This is a genomic window from Schaedlerella sp., assembly GCF_056796775.1.
In genome coordinates this window covers 106,272-122,083 of sequence record NZ_JBQIKP010000008.1, presented here as the reverse complement: position 1 = coordinate 122,083, position 15,812 = coordinate 106,272, and the positions used below count along the sequence as shown (strand labels likewise).

17 protein-coding genes and 3 pseudogenes are annotated in these 15,812 nt (G+C 48.3%); 12 read left to right on the top strand and 8 right to left on the bottom strand.

Going from position 1 to position 15,812, the window contains the following annotated elements; translation table 11 throughout:
* Positions 1 to 202 precede the first annotated feature (202 nt).
* The 4 genes and pseudogenes from ACTOY7_RS06345 to ACTOY7_RS06330 all read right to left on the bottom strand — a co-directional run bounded on the left by ACTOY7_RS06345 (position 203) and on the right by ACTOY7_RS06330 (position 2,160).
* Entirely contained in the window at positions 203 to 748 is a 546-nt protein-coding gene (locus ACTOY7_RS06345; RefSeq protein ID WP_482672005.1) for a Uma2 family endonuclease, read from the bottom strand.
* A gap of 44 nt (positions 749 to 792) precedes the next feature.
* Positions 793 to 1,590: a hypothetical protein gene (locus ACTOY7_RS06340; RefSeq protein WP_482671432.1), complete on the bottom strand. Its 798-nt coding sequence runs from the start codon at positions 1,588 to 1,590 to the stop codon at positions 793 to 795.
* A gap of 140 nt (positions 1,591 to 1,730) precedes the next feature.
* Positions 1,731 to 1,889: pseudogene (locus tag ACTOY7_RS06335) on the bottom strand (AAA family ATPase); the annotation flags it as partial.
* Positions 1,890 to 1,941: 52 nt separating this feature from the next.
* Positions 1,942 to 2,160, bottom strand: coding sequence for a sensor histidine kinase (locus ACTOY7_RS06330; RefSeq protein ID WP_482671433.1), 219 nt, complete (start codon positions 2,158 to 2,160; stop codon positions 1,942 to 1,944).
* A 37-nt stretch (positions 2,161 to 2,197) separates the two neighbouring features.
* Here ACTOY7_RS06330 and ACTOY7_RS06325 point away from each other — a divergent pair, with 37 nt between their 5' ends.
* The 6 genes from ACTOY7_RS06325 (at position 2,198) to ACTOY7_RS06300 (ending at position 4,602) form a co-directional block, all read left to right on the top strand.
* A complete protein-coding gene (locus ACTOY7_RS06325; RefSeq protein WP_482671434.1) occupies positions 2,198 to 2,455 on the top strand; it encodes a hypothetical protein in 258 nt (85 codons plus the stop codon).
* 201 nt (positions 2,456 to 2,656) lie between these two features.
* Positions 2,657 to 2,884: a type II toxin-antitoxin system Phd/YefM family antitoxin gene (locus ACTOY7_RS06320; RefSeq protein WP_482671435.1), complete on the top strand. Its 228-nt coding sequence runs from the start codon at positions 2,657 to 2,659 to the stop codon at positions 2,882 to 2,884.
* A complete protein-coding gene (locus ACTOY7_RS06315; protein WP_482671436.1) occupies positions 2,881 to 3,015 on the top strand; it encodes a cell filamentation protein Fic in 135 nt (44 codons plus the stop codon). Before ACTOY7_RS06320 ends, ACTOY7_RS06315 begins: the two co-directional genes overlap by 4 nt.
* A 191-nt stretch (positions 3,016 to 3,206) precedes the next feature.
* Complete coding sequence (locus tag ACTOY7_RS06310) at positions 3,207 to 3,524, top strand: hypothetical protein (RefSeq protein ID WP_482671437.1); 318 nt, start codon at positions 3,207 to 3,209, stop codon at positions 3,522 to 3,524.
* Positions 3,525 to 3,581: 57 nt separating this feature from the next.
* Positions 3,582 to 3,863, top strand: coding sequence for a cupin domain-containing protein (locus tag ACTOY7_RS06305; RefSeq protein WP_482671438.1), 282 nt, complete (start codon positions 3,582 to 3,584; stop codon positions 3,861 to 3,863).
* 22 nt (positions 3,864 to 3,885) lie between these two features.
* Positions 3,886 to 4,602, top strand: coding sequence for an SAM-dependent methyltransferase (locus tag ACTOY7_RS06300; protein ID WP_482671439.1), 717 nt, complete (start codon positions 3,886 to 3,888; stop codon positions 4,600 to 4,602).
* A gap of 136 nt (positions 4,603 to 4,738) precedes the next feature.
* Here the strand turns inward: ACTOY7_RS06300 and ACTOY7_RS06295 are convergent.
* The 3 genes and pseudogenes from ACTOY7_RS06295 to ACTOY7_RS06285 form a co-directional block, all read right to left on the bottom strand.
* A pseudogene (locus ACTOY7_RS06295) lies at positions 4,739 to 4,846 on the bottom strand (AAA family ATPase); the annotation flags it as partial.
* A 1-nt stretch (position 4,847) separates the two neighbouring features.
* Positions 4,848 to 6,353, bottom strand: coding sequence for a sensor histidine kinase (locus ACTOY7_RS06290; RefSeq protein WP_482671440.1), 1,506 nt, complete (start codon positions 6,351 to 6,353; stop codon positions 4,848 to 4,850).
* Positions 6,353 to 7,027: a response regulator transcription factor gene (locus tag ACTOY7_RS06285; RefSeq protein WP_160282726.1), complete on the bottom strand. Its 675-nt coding sequence runs from the start codon at positions 7,025 to 7,027 to the stop codon at positions 6,353 to 6,355. Before ACTOY7_RS06285 ends, ACTOY7_RS06290 begins: the two co-directional genes overlap by 1 nt.
* 290 nt (positions 7,028 to 7,317) lie before the next feature.
* Between ACTOY7_RS06285 and ACTOY7_RS06280 the strand changes: the two genes are divergently transcribed.
* From ACTOY7_RS06280 to ACTOY7_RS06260, 5 genes are all read left to right on the top strand, one after another.
* Positions 7,318 to 9,591 carry an ABC transporter substrate-binding protein gene (locus tag ACTOY7_RS06280; RefSeq protein WP_482671441.1) on the top strand — a complete coding sequence of 758 codons (2,274 nt, stop codon included), beginning with the start codon at positions 7,318 to 7,320 and terminating at the stop codon, positions 9,589 to 9,591.
* Positions 9,533 to 10,558 (top strand): carbohydrate ABC transporter permease, encoded by a 1,026-nt coding sequence (locus ACTOY7_RS06275; RefSeq protein WP_394683790.1) that lies wholly within the window; start codon positions 9,533 to 9,535, stop codon positions 10,556 to 10,558. The genes ACTOY7_RS06280 and ACTOY7_RS06275 overlap by 59 nt, the downstream gene beginning before the upstream one ends.
* 163 nt (positions 10,559 to 10,721) lie before the next feature.
* On the top strand, positions 10,722 to 11,543 hold the full coding sequence (locus ACTOY7_RS06270; RefSeq protein WP_482671450.1) for a carbohydrate ABC transporter permease: 822 nt from the start codon (positions 10,722 to 10,724) through the stop codon (positions 11,541 to 11,543).
* Positions 11,544 to 11,571: 28 nt separating this feature from the next.
* Entirely contained in the window at positions 11,572 to 13,095 is a 1,524-nt protein-coding gene (locus ACTOY7_RS06265) for an efflux RND transporter periplasmic adaptor subunit (protein WP_482671442.1), read from the top strand.
* Between the two features lie 5 nt (positions 13,096 to 13,100).
* Complete coding sequence (locus ACTOY7_RS06260) at positions 13,101 to 14,282, top strand: ABC transporter permease (protein ID WP_482671443.1); 1,182 nt, start codon at positions 13,101 to 13,103, stop codon at positions 14,280 to 14,282.
* A gap of 82 nt (positions 14,283 to 14,364) precedes the next feature.
* Here ACTOY7_RS06260 and ACTOY7_RS06255 read toward each other — a convergent pair.
* Positions 14,365 to 14,489: pseudogene (locus ACTOY7_RS06255) on the bottom strand (transposase); the annotation flags it as partial.
* A 295-nt stretch (positions 14,490 to 14,784) separates the two neighbouring features.
* Here ACTOY7_RS06255 and ACTOY7_RS06250 point away from each other — a divergent pair.
* Complete coding sequence (locus ACTOY7_RS06250; protein WP_482671444.1) at positions 14,785 to 15,759, top strand: ROK family protein; 975 nt, start codon at positions 14,785 to 14,787, stop codon at positions 15,757 to 15,759.
* The last annotated feature ends 53 nt before the right edge of the window (positions 15,760 to 15,812 follow it).

Sequence of the window (15,812 nt, the reverse complement as noted above, 5' to 3'; positions counted from 1 at the left end):
TTTTGAACTATCCGGTGCTCCCTGTATGAAGCATGATTGATGCAGGGAACACCACAAAAATTAGTTTATTACTAAAAAAATGATTGAGACGCTACACTAGTACAACGAATAATAAATATCTTCTTTCCTTTTCCGAACACCGGCCATTCTATGTCTTTTTCTGAACCATGGTATATCGTAATTCGTTTATCCATTTTCCGCTTTATAAGAATTCCGCAACATGAATCACCAAATCCGAATAAATACATACGGAAATGTCTTCATTAAAATGGTATTGCCCGGTTTTTTCTTCATGTTCAAAATCATAAACGTTTACCGTATGTGTCATAGGATTCACAATCCAATATTCTCGGACACCGGCGGTACGGTATTTAAAAAGCTTAATGCCATAATCCATCTTCTGGGTGGTGGGGGAGACAATCTCAATAATCCAGTCTGGCGCCCCGCAGCAGCCTCTATTGTCGATTTTATTTTTATCGCAAATCACAGAAATATCAGGTTCCACCCAGGTTCTGTCATCTGCGTTTAAATTTACAGCAAAAGGCGCGGGAATAACTTCACATATTCCCTTTTTAGATTTCACATAATTGAGAATGGTATATTGAAGTTCGCTCAATAATTTTTGATGAATAAAATCTGGCGGAGCCATAGCATACAGCTGACCGTCGATCAGCTCTGCGCGCTGGCCGTCCGGAAGGCTCCAATAATCATCGGATGAATAAATCTGTTGTTTTTTGGGGAATGGCATATGGTCACGTCCTTTCGTTTTTGAAATATTTCCAAATGCGCATCTTATACGTCATTATACAAATCACCATGGAACAGCTTATCAATAGAGGCCATGACTTTTTTTCGCGAGACTTCATTTGCGGCCTCATTTGCCGCCCTGGTTCCGACCAGTCTCAAAGGCGCTTTCATTCCTATATCTGTAAAGATACCACAGGCATAATCGTAACCATAGCCGCTTTGTTCACCTGAAAAACTCTCAAGCATATGGATGCCATCAATAAACGTTTTCCCAAAAAACACACAATAATCCAAATCCCAGAAAAATAAATTACTATCCTCATCTTCTTTCAAAAGCATTTCATGGAAGCGAACTACCTTTTGCGCCATTCTTTTTGCTTTGGGAAATCTATATCCAAATCGCTCTACTAGTTCCACAATTACATTCTTTTCTCTTTCTTTTTCTAAAAATGGATAGCTTACATCTAACTTTATGCTTTTTCTAAAATCAATATCATCCCGTACAAAGCTAATAGCAACGGCAAATAACACTTCTTCAAATACGTCAAAGGTATAATCCTTTTCCGGATCTTCCATCTTCTGGATCATACGTTTCACTTTATGCCTTATAAATTGTATCCCTGCTTTTGTGTCATCCTTCATACCTACAAAAGAGGAAAAAACCTGAAAGAAATGCGGCGGAAAGTGAGCACACAGTATTCCCAGAATATCCGTTTCGTCCAGACTTTCTGGCTTATAGGTAAAACGCAGACCCTCTGCGACCGTATGGCCGGCGGTCTTGCAGAGATAAATCCAATCAGCTTTCCGGGATATATCCTCATCAAAACATACTAGTCTGAACATTGACTCAAAACCTCTCTTTTATACGTATTCTTCACATATTATGATACCACACGATTCATTCCTCTTGGTAAATATTATTATGCTTTTTACTCTATTTATAGCTGCAGGAAAAGACTCCTCTATTTTTAATTCCACAATGATGAATCATCTACTCGCCGGGGCCTTGTAAATAAATTGACGCTGCCTCTGGTGTTTATCAAGTCGCGGATCAAACCGGTTTTGTCCACATAATAATAGTTTTCTATAATAAAATCCTGAAAGAATTCAATACCGATTGGAAGCTTCTTCTTCGTTTCCATAGGAACAGCATCCTCCCTTCTATTTTCATATCATATCACAGAAAAAGTATCATTACAATTGTTTACATTCAGTCGTAACCCGAAACATACTTCCTCCGCCTTCCGTATCCCTCACATCCAGCTCAACCCCCTGTATCTCCGCCAGCTTCGCCGCAACAGACAACCCCAGCCCGAAATACTCCTTCTGCCTGCGGGACGGATCCTGCCTGTAAAACCGGTCAAAAATTAACCGCTTCTCTCCATCCGGAATCCCAGGTCCATAGTCGATCACAGACACCTCAACATGGGGATGCAGATACTTTGCCCTGATGGTGACAGGAAGCGGGGGCTGGAAACTGAAAGGTTATGCGGACGCAAAAGACAAGGAAAAGTTAAAAGCCGGAGTGGAAGCAGAGATTCGTCTGGGGGCAGGAAAGAAGAAAACAGTGTGGATTGAGTCCATCGCCGCAGAGCGGGCGGCAGGTTCGGGAAACGGAGCAGGGGAAAGCGGTTCTTCTTCTCAGTCTCTTCAATTCTGCTGGTATGCCCGCCTGCCGGAGAACACTGCGGCGGAAAATGGAAATTGATAAACACGAATATGGTGTAACCAAGCGAATAACACTTGTTTTTGTAATGCCGGAATACAGAAATATTGGCATTTTTAAAAAGGATTGATACAAATTCCCCAATAAGGAATATCTGGAGCAACAGACTGAAATTTGCAGAAATCAAAAATGAAAAATAGGTTGTTTTCCAGCTAGAATTTATATATAATATAAGTGGGTTGGATGCTCCTTGGAGTATCTAACCGCACAGCTGGAAATTTTTCAAAAGTAGCCAGAGTAGTTGACGAACATGGAACGGCAGTTATTCTGAAAAATAATGTGCCCAGAGATTTGGTGATTGATTTCAGTAAAGCGGAAAAAGAAAAAATTACCAGTAATGAAGATGCGTTTTCAATATCTGAACGGTTAATAAAACAGAATACGGAAGCATACGAGGTTCTTGCAAAATGAATATTTTAAGCAAAGAACAGGTGCTAAAGCTTCATGCAAGCTTAATAAAAGCCACTGGAGGAAGTGATGGTATTCGTGATGAAGGAATGCTGGATTTGGCGTTAAATAATCCGTTTCCCAAAAGGAGCTAAGTGATGTGATCCTTGCACTGGCGTCTGGTGATATTGGTGAAAAAGAAATCTTACAATGGATTATTGAACATCAACAATAAGCCTTCGACGTTTGAGAGCGAACAATTAACATGTCGCAAAAACTTAAGGAAAGAATCAGGTATGAGTTTTAGCTTCAAAATCGGGATTTATGAAATAGAAAGGGCTTGCTTATGACAACGTTTATATGCTTTGTAATTGCTATGATAATTCTGTATATTATGAGATTGCTTACTGGTGGATTTGATATTACAGAACTAACATCCTATTTACTTATGATGTTGTTATTGGGGACTCATGTATATTTATCCACTAGAAAAAGAGCGATATATGGAATTGTAATACCAATATTTATTGTTGCTTCATTTTATCCGGTATATAAGTTGACAAATCCTGCTGGTATAACACTTGCTGCGCTTATAGGCCTGTATATAATAGCTTTAGGAGGCTGCCTCGGCATTTGGTATAAAGCAAGAAAAAGCGATAAATAAATTCCAATTGAATATATATCACAGGTTATTGAGGCGGAAATTCATTTAAACAGGATTATGCCGCATACGGTCCAGGAGTGGCATTTCCATGAAAAAATCGACGAAAATATTTTGATCACTAAGGGAAAATTACTGTGTAAATATGTAGAGCGCAATGGAATTGAAAAATCCTGTTATGCGGTAAAAAATGATATTGTAAGGGCCTTTCACAGTATCCATACGTTTGAAAATGATACGGATGAAATAACAGAATTTGTCGTATTCAGATTTGTGCCGGACGGTACAGATAAGAGAGAGCTGATAAAGACGGATAAAAAAGTTGTGAAGTGTGAGGAATGATCATTGAAAAGGAGCAAGGCATATGAAAACGGATGACTATAAGGAATATATTTCGGCAGAAACTATGATGGGGCCAAACAGCGTAAGGATATTAGAAGAGCTGTTCCATAAATATCCGCTGCGGCTTCATCCGGATGATGTGGTCCTCGACCTGGGATGCGGGACGGGACTGACAAGTCTTATCATTGCGAAGGAGACCGGAGCGAGAGTTTTCGCAGATGATCTATGGGTAAGCGCGGAAGAAAATGGGAAACGCTTTGCTGAATGGAGTGTTGGAGAGCAGATCACGCCTGTTTGTGAAGACGCGAATGATCTTCATTTTGAAAAAAAGCAGTTCCGTGCTCTGATCAGTATTGACTCCTATCATTATTTTGCGGGAAGCAAGGGATTTTTTCAGGAAAAGCTTTTGCCGTTTTTGAAAGATAATGGAGTGGTTTTGATCGGGATTCCCGGTCTGAAAGATGAATATACAGGAAGAGCCGAAGAGTATCTTTTCAATTGGCTTGGAGATGAGAGTTATATGTTTAAAAGTCCAAAGCAATGGAAAGAACTCATCGGCAGAAGCGATCGGATCGAGTCGGTGAAAACCTGGGAAATGGATTGCTTTCGCCAGGCGTGGGACGATTGGCTTGCGGCAGATAATAAATTTGCTCTCGGCGACAGGCAGCACTTTGAAACCATCATTAAACCATATACTTGTTTTGTGGGCATTTATATCGGGCTGAAAAAGGCATTGTGATGGGAACCGTTACTACTCACGGTGCCTTGCTTTTTTAACAGCATTAGGATCGGTACGACCGAGTACCGCACGGATAGATTCATAAGGAAATCCTTGTATACTCAGTATCCGAAATGGAGTATACCTTAAAATGATTCAGTCCGGTAAAAAAAGGATTCGTATCAATTTTAAAGAACGTTTTCAGCATATCCATATTCAGGCTTTTACCAAAGCGCCGGGGCCTGGGAAATAAATTGACACCCATATCATATCACAGAAAAAGCCCCATCACTGTATTGGCCGGTTGCCGTACAGCGAGTGCGCGACACTGTGTGGACAGTAACCCGAAACGTACTCCCCCCGCCTTCCGTATCTTCCAGACTCACCTCAATCCCCTGTATCTCCGCAAGCTTCGCCGCGACCGACAGCCCCAGGCCAAAATGCTCCTTCTGTCTGCGGGACGGATCCTGCCTGTAAAATCGGTCAAAAACCAGTTTCTTCTCCGCATCCGGAATCCCCGGCCCATGATCGATCACATACACCATAACAGAAGGAGGCCGATACTCCGCCCGCAGCACAATCCTCCCGGCATTTTCACGCTTCAGCGATGCTGCGGGGAGCTGCTCCATACGCAGTGCGATTCTCACGGCATTTCCACACCTTGGCGCTGCTTTGGGAACCTGCTCCATTTTGTCGTCCTCGCCGGTCGCGCAGTCACGATCCATTCCCACATCCTCCGCCTCTTCTCCACCCAGCCCATAAGCCACTGCGTTATCCAGCAATATGGTAAAAATCTGCCGGCACAATTCCGGGTCAGCCAGTACCTTCGGAATCGGCTCCTCCGGCAATTCCAGCAACAGCTTCCCGTTTCTCGACACACAGAGAGGTTCATACACCTCCAGGAGATTCAGCAGCATTTCATCAATCTCAAAATATTCTTTCCTCACAGCCCATTGCTTTTGATCCGCCGTGGCCAGAAGCAGCAGGTTTTTCACAAGCGAGCTTCCTCTCTGGCATTCCTTTCGAATCACCTCCAAGAGCTTCTCCTGTTCCTTGGGCGCGTCGGCAACTGCGTCAGCGGTACTCCGAATGACCGCAAGGGGGGAGCGCAGCTCATGGGAAGCAGCGGCCACAAAATCCTGCTGTTTTTGGTAAGTCTCCTCCAGAGGCTTCAGAGACCGGCGGACGAACCAGCGCCCGGTCAGGAAGAGAAGCAGGATTCCGATACAGCCGATCAAAATATAAAAAAGGAGAGTTCTCATAACCAGCGCCCGGTTCCCGGAAATATCCTGCAGCAGGATCAGCTTTTTATACCCGCCGGCGGTCTGGATGACCAGAACATTTCCAAGATAAATGTCCCGTGCTTCTCCACGGATCTCCAGCAGAGAACTCTGCAGAAGATTTGAGGAAATGGGATGGGAATGCGGGAAGATCCCTTCCTTTGCAGCCAGGTCTTCGGCGCACTCGAATAATTTCTCACGTTCCGTTCGTGTCACGTAAGAGCCTGGGAAAAAGAACGGCGAATCATTTTCTTCTATATAAATAGCGAGCTGGTGTTTCTGTTCTAATTGCGCCAGATAGGAATCAGAAAATACAGAGTCGGTCTGCAGCCGGGACATCAAGGTAAAAAGCTGATCCTGAAAAATGGATTTCCGGCGGCTGTCCTGGGATGAGAGAAAGAACAGGAAAGCTGCCGCAAGGATCACGCTTAGGATCAGTCCGGTACTCAGAGTATAAAGAATCACAAATTTTTTTTCAAGCTTTGGAAACATCAAACTCCCTCCATCCGATACCCCAGCCCATGCACCGTAGAGATCACCGTCCGGCTCCCCAGGGCGCGCAGATGCTTTCGGAGAAAATAAATATAGGTATCCAGGTTCCCATCTTCCACGGCGCCGTCCGGTCCCCACACCCGGGAGAAGATCTGCTCCCGGACCAGTGTCTTTTCCGGATTGCGCAGGAAAAATTCCAGCAGCAGCGATTCACGCCTGGAAAGCTGCCGTTCCTCTCCGCCGCAGGTTAAAAGACGATTGTCCGGGTCGAATCGGATATCCAGATAGGAAAGGCTCTGATATTCCGTAAATGCCTGGGGCCTTCTGGAAAGCGCACGGATGCGGGCCAGAAGCTCCTCAATGGCATAAGGCTTCACCAGATAGTCGTCCGCCCCGCAGTCTAGGCCGTCGATCCGGTCATGGATGGTATCCAGCGCAGTGGTCACGATGACCGGAACCGTGATATGATTCTGGCGGATGGAACGCAGGATGGACAGCCCGTCGATCTCCGGAAGCATCCGGTCCAGAAGGATCAGGTCGTAGGCATCCGTCATGGCACGATAGAGCGCCTCGCTTCCGGTGTGGCAGCAGTCCGCGGTATGGTTCCGGACATTCAGCTGCAGCCGCAGCGCTTCACACAGTTCCCGGTCGTCTTCTATGATTAAAATATGCATCTGCTCTCTCCGTTTCACAAGGTTATACCCCAAGGGCATCCATTATGGCTGTTTCACCGGATGCTATGTATTAACAAGTGGCTTGAGTATACCATAGTTTCTGCTGTGAATCAAATGCTATACCGCTATAGATACAGTATACCAGACATTTCTCAAAAAAACCTCAAAAAATTCCCCCATCTTTTCAAAGTTTTTTTGAGAAATCCCCTGTATACTTATCTGCAGGGATTCCCGATCGGGAGATCGTCAGACGAATCCCAATGACCTACGAAGAAAGGAGACTACAACCCATGAATCAAAGAATTTCCTACATAAAGAAAAAGAACCTGCGCCGCCTTCTGGCCACCGTCTTATTCCTTACACTGGCCCTCGCCTCCCTCACCGCCTGCTCCAAAAACGACGCGGATACCGGAAGCAGAAACAACGGCAAGGACAGCACCGGCGCCAACGGCTCCTCCGGCGGTACATCCGCCAAAGGCCGCTACATAGAGGATGATATGGACCTCCCTCTGGCAGACGGCGAAGAGGTTCTGAACCTCACCCGGACAACGGACGGAGCGCCGGTCCTCTTTACCAGAGCAAATGATACCCAGGTGAACCGCTATGAATACAACGGGAAGGACTGGAGCAAGACCGCTCTGGACTGGCTCGCCCGGGTCTATCCGGACAGTGAGGTCATTCCCATGGAAGTGCAGGAAACCGCCGAAGGGGTACAGTATGTGCGCGGAATGGATGAGGAGCAGACACACATTGCCAGGGGCGGGAACGGACAGGAGGGGGAAGAGCTGCAGATTCCTTATCTGACAGAGCAGGCCGAGATCGGATACCCCATCATAACCGGGATGCTCGTGGACGATGCCGGCAATTACTGGCTGCAGTCGCCCTACGAGGGAACTGCCGCGGTGATTGCCGGAGATACCCTGGAGGTATTGGAAGAACTTCCGACATCCCAGCTCCTTTCCATGATGGACCGGCTCATATTCCAGGGAAATGGTATGGTAGCGGTCAATACGGAGGACAATGTATACACGGTCTATGAAAAGAACCGGGAGCAGCAGGGAACATTTTCTGTAAAAAAGAAAGGCGCGGCTTGGATGTGCGGCGGAGAAGACCACTGGTATTACATTTCCGAAGAAGGAATTACCCGGCTTACCTTGGGAAATGATACCCAGGAAGTGATCATGGACGGCAGCCTGGGCGCCATGGGCTCCACTGTGAATCAAGTTATGGGTGCTGTCCGGGGAAATGAGGATGATTTTTATATTCTTTACTATCAGCAAAAAGCAGGCACCCACAGCCTAAAACGCTATGTATATGACCCTGAGGCCGCGGCGGTTCCGGAAACTACATTGCAGGTATTCGGACTGTCGGACAGTGATACGGTCCGCGAGGCAGCCATCGGTTTCCAGAAAAAGCATCCGGACGTGAAGGTCGAGTTTACCACCTCCGGAAAACAGGCCGGGGAAGTGACGTCAGACGATATCCGCACGCTGAATACAGAGCTGCTCAGCGGAAACGGCGCGGATGTGCTTCTGCTGGACGGACTTCCGATGAATGCCTATATTGAAAAAGGAATCCTTGCGGATCTGTCGGAGACAGCAGAGGAGATCATGGAAGCCGACACGTATCTGGAAGATATTTTGAAAAATACCGCTCAAAAGGACGGAAAGCTTTACGGGCTTCCGATCAAATTCGGCGTACCCGTTTTATATGGTAATGAGGATGCAAAAAAAGCACTGGAATCCTTTGACAGCCTGAAAGCGTTTCTGGAAAAGGACCCTCAGGCCAGCGTGTTTGGTCTGGCGGACAGAGAATATATCCGGGACTTTCTGTTCCAGATCTATCAGGACGAGCTGTTTGGAGAGGACGGCAAGGTGGATCAGGAAAAACTGGCGGAGCTCCTGGAACTGGCAGGAAAAATTGTGGAAAATGCGAAAGCATCCTTGTTTGAGGAAAATCTGAGAGAAGACGAGTCAGGCTATAGCAGGGATCCATTTACCAATCTCGGTGCGGAGGGAATCCTCAATCATCCGGAAGGGGCAGCTACCGCCAGCATTCACAGCGCTACTGATATGATGATCCCATATACGGTCATGCGGCAGAAAAGCCTGACGCCGGAAACAATCCGGGGATTCTATCAGCCGGTTGGAGTGGTGGGAATCAACCAGAATACGGCTCAAATGGAAACGGCGAAGGAATTTGTAACATATCTGCTTTCCCAGGAGGTACAGTCCGCACAGCTTGACGACGGATTTCCGATTTTGGAGTCTGCGCTGCAGGATAAAAAAGATGAAGTAAACAGTGACTACGCATCCAGCTTTTATATGATGAGCAGCTGGAATTTTGAAGGGGAAAAGTTGGAACTGGAAGCCAATTTCCCGACCGTGGAAGAGGTGGAAGGCTTTATCGAAATGTGCGGCACATTGACCAGGCCGGCGGAGCAGGAGCGGATCATCTGGAATCTGTATCAGGAGGAAGCAGATCAATATCTGGGAGGCGAGAGTGATGCAGAAACAGCAGCGGAAAATATCGCCCGGAAGGTGGATACCTACCTTGCGGAGTGAGAAGATGCCGCACCGGTACATACGATGTCGGGATGCGCTGTACCGGCAAAGTTCAGGAGAATCGGGGAGCAGAGGTCTGCCCGGCCGACATCTGGGAAAATCCGGGAGCAGAGGACTCTCCTATCGGGAATTGAGGGAGGCATGGAGCGGATATCTCTTCCTGCTTCCCAGCCTCCTGGGTACAGGCATCTTTGTCCTGATTCCGTTTCTGGATGTATTCCGGAGATCCTTTTTGCGGGCCGTTGGAAGCGGATTTGTGGGGATGGAAAATTACCGTCAGGTCCTGACCAACGAAGCATTTCGCCGGGCGGCGGGCAATACGGCCCGGTTTATGCTGTTCTGCCTTCCCATCCTGCTGGCATTGTCCCTGTGCATGGCGGTCCTGGTCTGCCAGGTCACTCATTTTCAAAGGTGGATCAAGACTGGATTTCTTATGCCTATGGCGATTCCGGCAGCATCCGTGGTTATCTTTTTCCGAATGCTGTTTGACCAGAAGGGCTGGCTGAATCTGCTCCTGCGGCAGATGGGGCTGGCCGGGCAGGACTGGCTTACCTCCGGGCGGGCGTTCTGGGTGCTGTCGGCCTGTTATATCTGGAAAAACCTGGGATATGACATGATCCTCTGGCTGGCCGGGCTGGGGGCCATCCCGGAAGAGCAGTACGAGGCCGCGAAGGTGCAGGGAGCCGGGGCATGGGCCTGTTTTCGCTATATCACGCTGCCCCAGCTAAAGGAAACACTGTTCGTTACGGCGCTGCTTTCTTTTGTCAATGCATTTCGGGTGTTCCGGGAAGCCTACCTGCTGGCAGGCGAATATCCGCATGAAAGCATTTATATGCTGCAGCATCTGTTCAACAACTGGTTCGTCAATCTGGATATCCAGAAAATGACTGCGGCTGCGGTTATGCTGGTGATCGGTACGGGGGCAGTACTGTTCGGATTTCGGAGAACGGGAGGCGGGGACGGATGAAGAGAGGTAAGATGGCTGCCGGATCAGAAAGCGTAGGATGTTTCTCGCATGGCAAGTGCTTTAAAATGATGTGTAAGGGAAGGTGACGGATTTGGCGGAAAAAGGGAAGCACAGGGCCGCAAAATGGGCAGTATGGATCCTGTTATGTACATTTGCCGGAATCATGGTGCTGCCTCTGCTGATGCTGTGCTCGGATTCCCTGATGGGAAGCCGGGAGCTGGAGGAGATCTGCGGAGCCGTGCTTGCGGGTCAGGGAGAAAGGGCCGGATTCCGCTTTTTTCCAAGTTATCCGACACTGAGGGCCTATGTCCGCCTGCTGCTGGATTCTCCGGAATATTTTACCGCGTTCTGGAATTCCATGCTGCAGACGATGGGCGTGCTGGCAGGGCAGCTTTTGACCGCGGTTCCTGCGGCATGGGCATTTGCGAGATTCCGGTTTCCCGGGAAAAAAATGCTCTGGTTTTTGTATATGCTGCTGATGATCCTGCCCTTTCAGGTGACTATGGTTTCGGGCTACCTGGTCTTAAGCGGGGTGCGGCTCATGGACACCCACTGGGCGGTCATCCTTCCGGGAATATTTTCCACGCTGCCGGTGTTCATCCTGCGGAAAACATTTGCCGGGCTTCCCGGGGAAGTGGTGGAGGCGGCCAGACTGGACGGCGCGGGAAATGTGCGGATTTTTCTGAATATCGGGCTTCCCCTCGGGATGCCGGGAATATTTTCCATCCTGATCCTGGGATTTCTGGAATACTGGAATGCCATCGAGCAGCCGATGACCTATCTGAAAACAGAGGCGAGGTGGCCACTTTCTCTGTATCTGCCTCAGATGGTCAGCGCAGAGACGGCCTCCGTGTTTGCCGCATCCATCGTAACGCTGCTCCCGGCAGTGCTCTTATTTTTGTCAGGCCAGGAATATCTGGAGCAGGGAATCGCGGCATCCGGAATGGAGAGGGCGGGTAAGCTGAAAAAAGCGGAGAGTAGGTAAGCCAAAAACAGTAGGAGGATTTGCGGATTTGGACAGAAAAATAAAACGGAGAGCATGGGTGCTGGCCGGATTCCTGATCATGATGATAATCTGTACCATTCTTTCCAGGGCAGCGGCATCCGTGCTGGTGGCCCAGGTTCAGGTAGAAAAGCTGGGGCGAGGGAAGCTGTCGTACTCTTACGGCGGAAATGGGACTGTAGTGCCGGAACAGGAAAAAACCATATTTTTATGGGCGGGCCAGCAGGTAGAATGGGCGGCGGAGACAGGAAGCGCGGTGAAGGCCGGGGAATGCCTGATCCAATTCCGTATGGAATATCTACAGCAGACCATCCGGAGCAAGCAGGCAGAGCTGGCGCAATTGGAGATCCAGGTGCGGCAGCAGGAGATTGCGGCCAGGGGAACCGTGCGGGTGTCGTCGGCGGAGAGGGCGCTCCAAAATCTGGAGGATGCGCAGAAGAAGCTGGAAGATGCCCAGGAGAAGGAAATGAAGGCGCGGGAGGAATATGATCAGTTTGACGGAAGCGGGTTGGCCGGAGTATCCAGTGGACGGTTCGGGGAGAGTGCGGGTCAATCTGGAGGAGTAATTGGAGGCCGAAATCCAGAAACGTCTGAAGAGATGCCTGGTATTCAGGATCCCGACAATTCCGAAGAGGATCCAGGGAACGTGCTCCCGGACAATTCCAGTGATATCTCATCCCGGCAGCAGGAGTTGAAAGCAGCGCTGGAGCAGGCTCAGGCAGATGTGGAAGCGGCTCGGCAGGCTGCCGACCAGGCCCGGACAGAGTATCAGTTTGCATTAAAAGAGGATTCCGCCCAGAATACCAATGAAGCCAATTCCATCCAGTCTGCGCAGCTGGGCGTCCAGTCTTTGCATGTGCAGGCTGATAAGGCAAGGCGGGAATTGGAGGAACTGACCGCCTATCAGAACGCAGGCGGAAGGATCTGCGCAGAGGAGGACTGTACCGTCTTAATGTCCGGTGTGCAGACAGGGACATTTACCACAGGCGCGGAGGTTATGGTAACTGGTATCGGGGGCTGGAAGCTGAAGGGATTTGCGGATGCGAAGGATAAAGAGAAGCTGAAGGCTGGGACGGAAGCTGAGATCCGTCTGGGCGCGGGGAAGAAGAGAACGGTAAGGATTGAGTCTGTCTCGGCGGAGCGATCCGAAGGTTCGGAAGGCGGAGCAGGAGGAAGCGGATCAGATTCCGGGTCCCTGCAGTTCTGCTGGTATGCCCGCCTGCCGGAAAATACTGCGGCAGAAAATGGAAATACATTTACCTGGAATGTGAATGCCGCCTCGGATCAGGAATACGAGCAGATCATTCCGCTCAGCGCGCTGCGGGAGGACACTGCCGGGGCATTCTGCCTGATCCTTTTGGAAGAAAAAAACATGCTGGGAACGGTGCAGACTGCAAAGCGGATTCCTGTAACCGTATTGGAAAAGGACGCGCAGAAGGCGGCAGTCACTTCCACTCTGAAAGAATCAGACCAGATCATTGCTTCATCAGAAAAATATGTAGAGGAAGGAGAACGGGTTCGGATCAAAGAATGAAGGAGATGCTTCAAAAACACAGATATATGCTCCTTGTGCTGCTGCTTTTTATCTCTGCAAATATTTTCGCGGCGTCCCGGCTGCTGTTCCTGAAAGACTATGCGGATCTGATCGCCCTGTGTTATCCGGAGGGAACTCTTCCGGCATCCGCCTGGGAGCAGTTCGAGCAAAATGACGTAGATGAGGAGGAGAAACAAAAAGAGCTGTTCTCCCAGGCGGGGATCTGGAAATCCCTGCGAGAGATCACGGTTTCAGAGGAACAGACCGGGCGTAAGCAAAAGGTTTCCTGCTATCAGATCAGGGGACAGACCGCAGCGGTTTTGGGGAAGGAACTGGTCTGCGGAAGATATTTCGTGGAAAATGAGGACCATGTCTGCCTCCTGGATCGGGATACCGTTCGGAAATTATTTGGCTCGGAGGATGTATTGGGAATGGAGGTTCGGATCAATGGAGCAGGATGGCAGATCATGGGAGTGCTGGACGGAGACCGGGCGATCTGCGTGATTCCCTCCGGGAAATCCGGCAGAGAGCCAGTTTCAGAAGGGGCAGTTTCCGGGGGAGACAGCGGTGGAAATGGAGGAAATGGCGGAGGGTCAGCCACAGGAGAAAACGTTAGACTCGGAGAAAGTGGCGGGGGATTAGCCGCCGGAGGAAATTCTGGCTCCGGAGGAGCGGCAATGACCGGAAATGCAGGAGGCGGCTTTGACGGAGCGGCAGTGCGGAAAAAGGAAATCGGACAGTCCTCCAATTTGACATTTAGCCGGATAGAGGCATTATTCGGCAGCTCGGGGGGCCAGAGGATGGACGGCCAGCTGTATCATGTGACAGCATGCTTTATTTATTTCGGCATACTCGGGCTGATTTTTATGATTGCAGGAATCGCTTGGGGAAGGAGGACGCGTCAGAAATGGATGACTGCGGCAGGCATGGCGGCAGCAGTGGGGATCCTGTGGCTGGGAATCCGGTACGCCGCGCCCGGCAGCGATTATCTGCCAACCTACTGGTCTGACTTCGAATTTTTCAGCCGCATTTTCCAGGAAAAAGCAAGACAGATCGGGGAACTCGCCCTGCATCAGGAATTTCCCGTCTGGCAGAATATTTTTCGGGCGTGGCAGCAGGTGATCGAGGCTGGGATTTTTGATTGTGTGCTGTGTATCATTTCAGTTTTCGGAATGATGGAAAAATGAAATTGGCAATGATTGGCTGAGCAGGCGTGTTTCAGTAGAGACACCTGCTCGGTTTTTTGTTCTATTAGAAACTTCTCCATTTGAAATGAAAAGTCACGTTCTCGCCATCATAGGAATCAATTCTGGAAGAGGCGATGGTGGATGTCTAAGATACCTACTGATATATGTTACCACCGTATCAGGATCACAAAGGTTTGACTTGACATAGGCACGTTATAAATGGACTGGGTCGAAATGTGGCATCCCTGTTTCTGCCCCGGAAAAAGCCAGTCGGATCTTGTGGCGGAGGAATATTAGACATGTTGCCCATAAATGCCTATTCAATTATGTTAAATATGCATAAAGTGATCTTATTGACATTAAAAATATAAGATGTTATAATTAATTCATAGTTTGAACGAATTAATTATATAACAGAATGGAGTGAATTTATATTAATAAGAAAGTAGAGAAAAAACACAATTTGATGCTAGTAATTGAAATGCTCAGAAGGTATGGGGTTATGTCACAGGCAAGGTTAAAGGAATACTGTGATTTACAGGCGTCTACAATTTCATATTTGGTCAATGATCTGAAAAAATGCGGGCTGATCAAAGACGCGGAGCAGGAGCAGCGGGAAGGTAAGGTTGGAAAGCCGGGAAACCTTTTAGCTCTGAATAATGATATGGCTTCCTTTCTGGGGCTGTATGTGGAAGATAACTGGATTGATACATATTGGATCGGGATTGACGGAAGGATATTGGAGTATAAAAGAGAAAAATATGGAGAAAATTCTGTAGAAAGCTCTATTATTGAGACGATCCAATATAATATGTCTGCTCACGGAAGTATCAAAGGAATCGGAGTTGCGGTCAAAGGGATTGTTCAGACAGATGGGACAATTAAATCGGGGAAAAGATATGGAAACTGGGATGGGAAAGACGCCTGGAATTTTGAGGGGCTTGCAAATGACTTGAAGAAGCAGTTTTCAGAAATTCCATTCATCGTCGAAAATGATGCCAATTGTGCGGCGGAACTGTTTCACTATAACACGAAAAGAATTTATTCGAATTGTGTGACGTATCTGTTGAATCAAATGCCATTCGGAATAGGGTGCGGTTTGATTTTACGCGGCCAGTTATACAGGGGGGGAAATGGCTCGGCAGGTGAAATTTTCGAAAAAGGTGGATTGATGAGAAGCCTTGCCGGAGACAGGAATGTAGGACAGCAGAATACGGAGACAATGATACAGGCCGTTATGCCGCACATACTGACAACGGGATATCTTCTGAATCCGAATTGTATTGTCCTGACAGGCAGTTGTTTTGAAAAAATAACAGATCAGGAATTGGAAATAATCAGAAAGATGCTCGAGGATGTGCCTGTAAAAGTGGAAATATTGTCAGGACAGGATCTGCTGAATCCGGCACAGGGAGCAGCACTTTTTGCGATTGACCGGTATGCGGCGGATCTGGTCGGGGAGGTGACACAACGGTGAAGTATAAGGCGACAGCAGTATATCTTTTAAAAAAGTTGATAAAGATGCTAGTA

Bases quoted from the DNA above. Each gene is read 5' to 3' on its own strand.
- ACTOY7_RS06345 (WP_482672005.1), bottom strand. From the start codon at position 748: ATGCCATTCCCCAAAAAACAACAGATTTATTCATCCGATGATTATTGG.
- ACTOY7_RS06340 (WP_482671432.1), bottom strand. From the start codon at position 1,590: ATGTTCAGACTAGTATGTTTTGATGAGGATATATCCCGGAAAGCTGAT.
- ACTOY7_RS06325 (WP_482671434.1), top strand. From the start codon at position 2,198: ATGGTGACAGGAAGCGGGGGCTGGAAACTGAAAGGTTATGCGGACGCA.
- ACTOY7_RS06320 (WP_482671435.1), top strand. From the start codon at position 2,657: ATGCTCCTTGGAGTATCTAACCGCACAGCTGGAAATTTTTCAAAAGTA.
- ACTOY7_RS06315 (WP_482671436.1), top strand. From the start codon at position 2,881: ATGAATATTTTAAGCAAAGAACAGGTGCTAAAGCTTCATGCAAGCTTA.
- ACTOY7_RS06310 (WP_482671437.1), top strand. From the start codon at position 3,207: ATGACAACGTTTATATGCTTTGTAATTGCTATGATAATTCTGTATATT.
- ACTOY7_RS06305 (WP_482671438.1), top strand. From the start codon at position 3,582: ATGCCGCATACGGTCCAGGAGTGGCATTTCCATGAAAAAATCGACGAA.
- ACTOY7_RS06300 (WP_482671439.1), top strand. From the start codon at position 3,886: ATGAAAACGGATGACTATAAGGAATATATTTCGGCAGAAACTATGATG.
- ACTOY7_RS06290 (WP_482671440.1), bottom strand. From the start codon at position 6,353: ATGTTTCCAAAGCTTGAAAAAAAATTTGTGATTCTTTATACTCTGAGT.
- ACTOY7_RS06285 (WP_160282726.1), bottom strand. From the start codon at position 7,027: ATGCATATTTTAATCATAGAAGACGACCGGGAACTGTGTGAAGCGCTG.
- ACTOY7_RS06280 (WP_482671441.1), top strand. From the start codon at position 7,318: ATGAATCAAAGAATTTCCTACATAAAGAAAAAGAACCTGCGCCGCCTT.
- ACTOY7_RS06275 (WP_394683790.1), top strand. From the start codon at position 9,533: ATGCAGAAACAGCAGCGGAAAATATCGCCCGGAAGGTGGATACCTACC.
- ACTOY7_RS06270 (WP_482671450.1), top strand. From the start codon at position 10,722: ATGGTGCTGCCTCTGCTGATGCTGTGCTCGGATTCCCTGATGGGAAGC.
- ACTOY7_RS06260 (WP_482671443.1), top strand. From the start codon at position 13,101: ATGCTTCAAAAACACAGATATATGCTCCTTGTGCTGCTGCTTTTTATC.
- ACTOY7_RS06250 (WP_482671444.1), top strand. From the start codon at position 14,785: ATGTCACAGGCAAGGTTAAAGGAATACTGTGATTTACAGGCGTCTACA.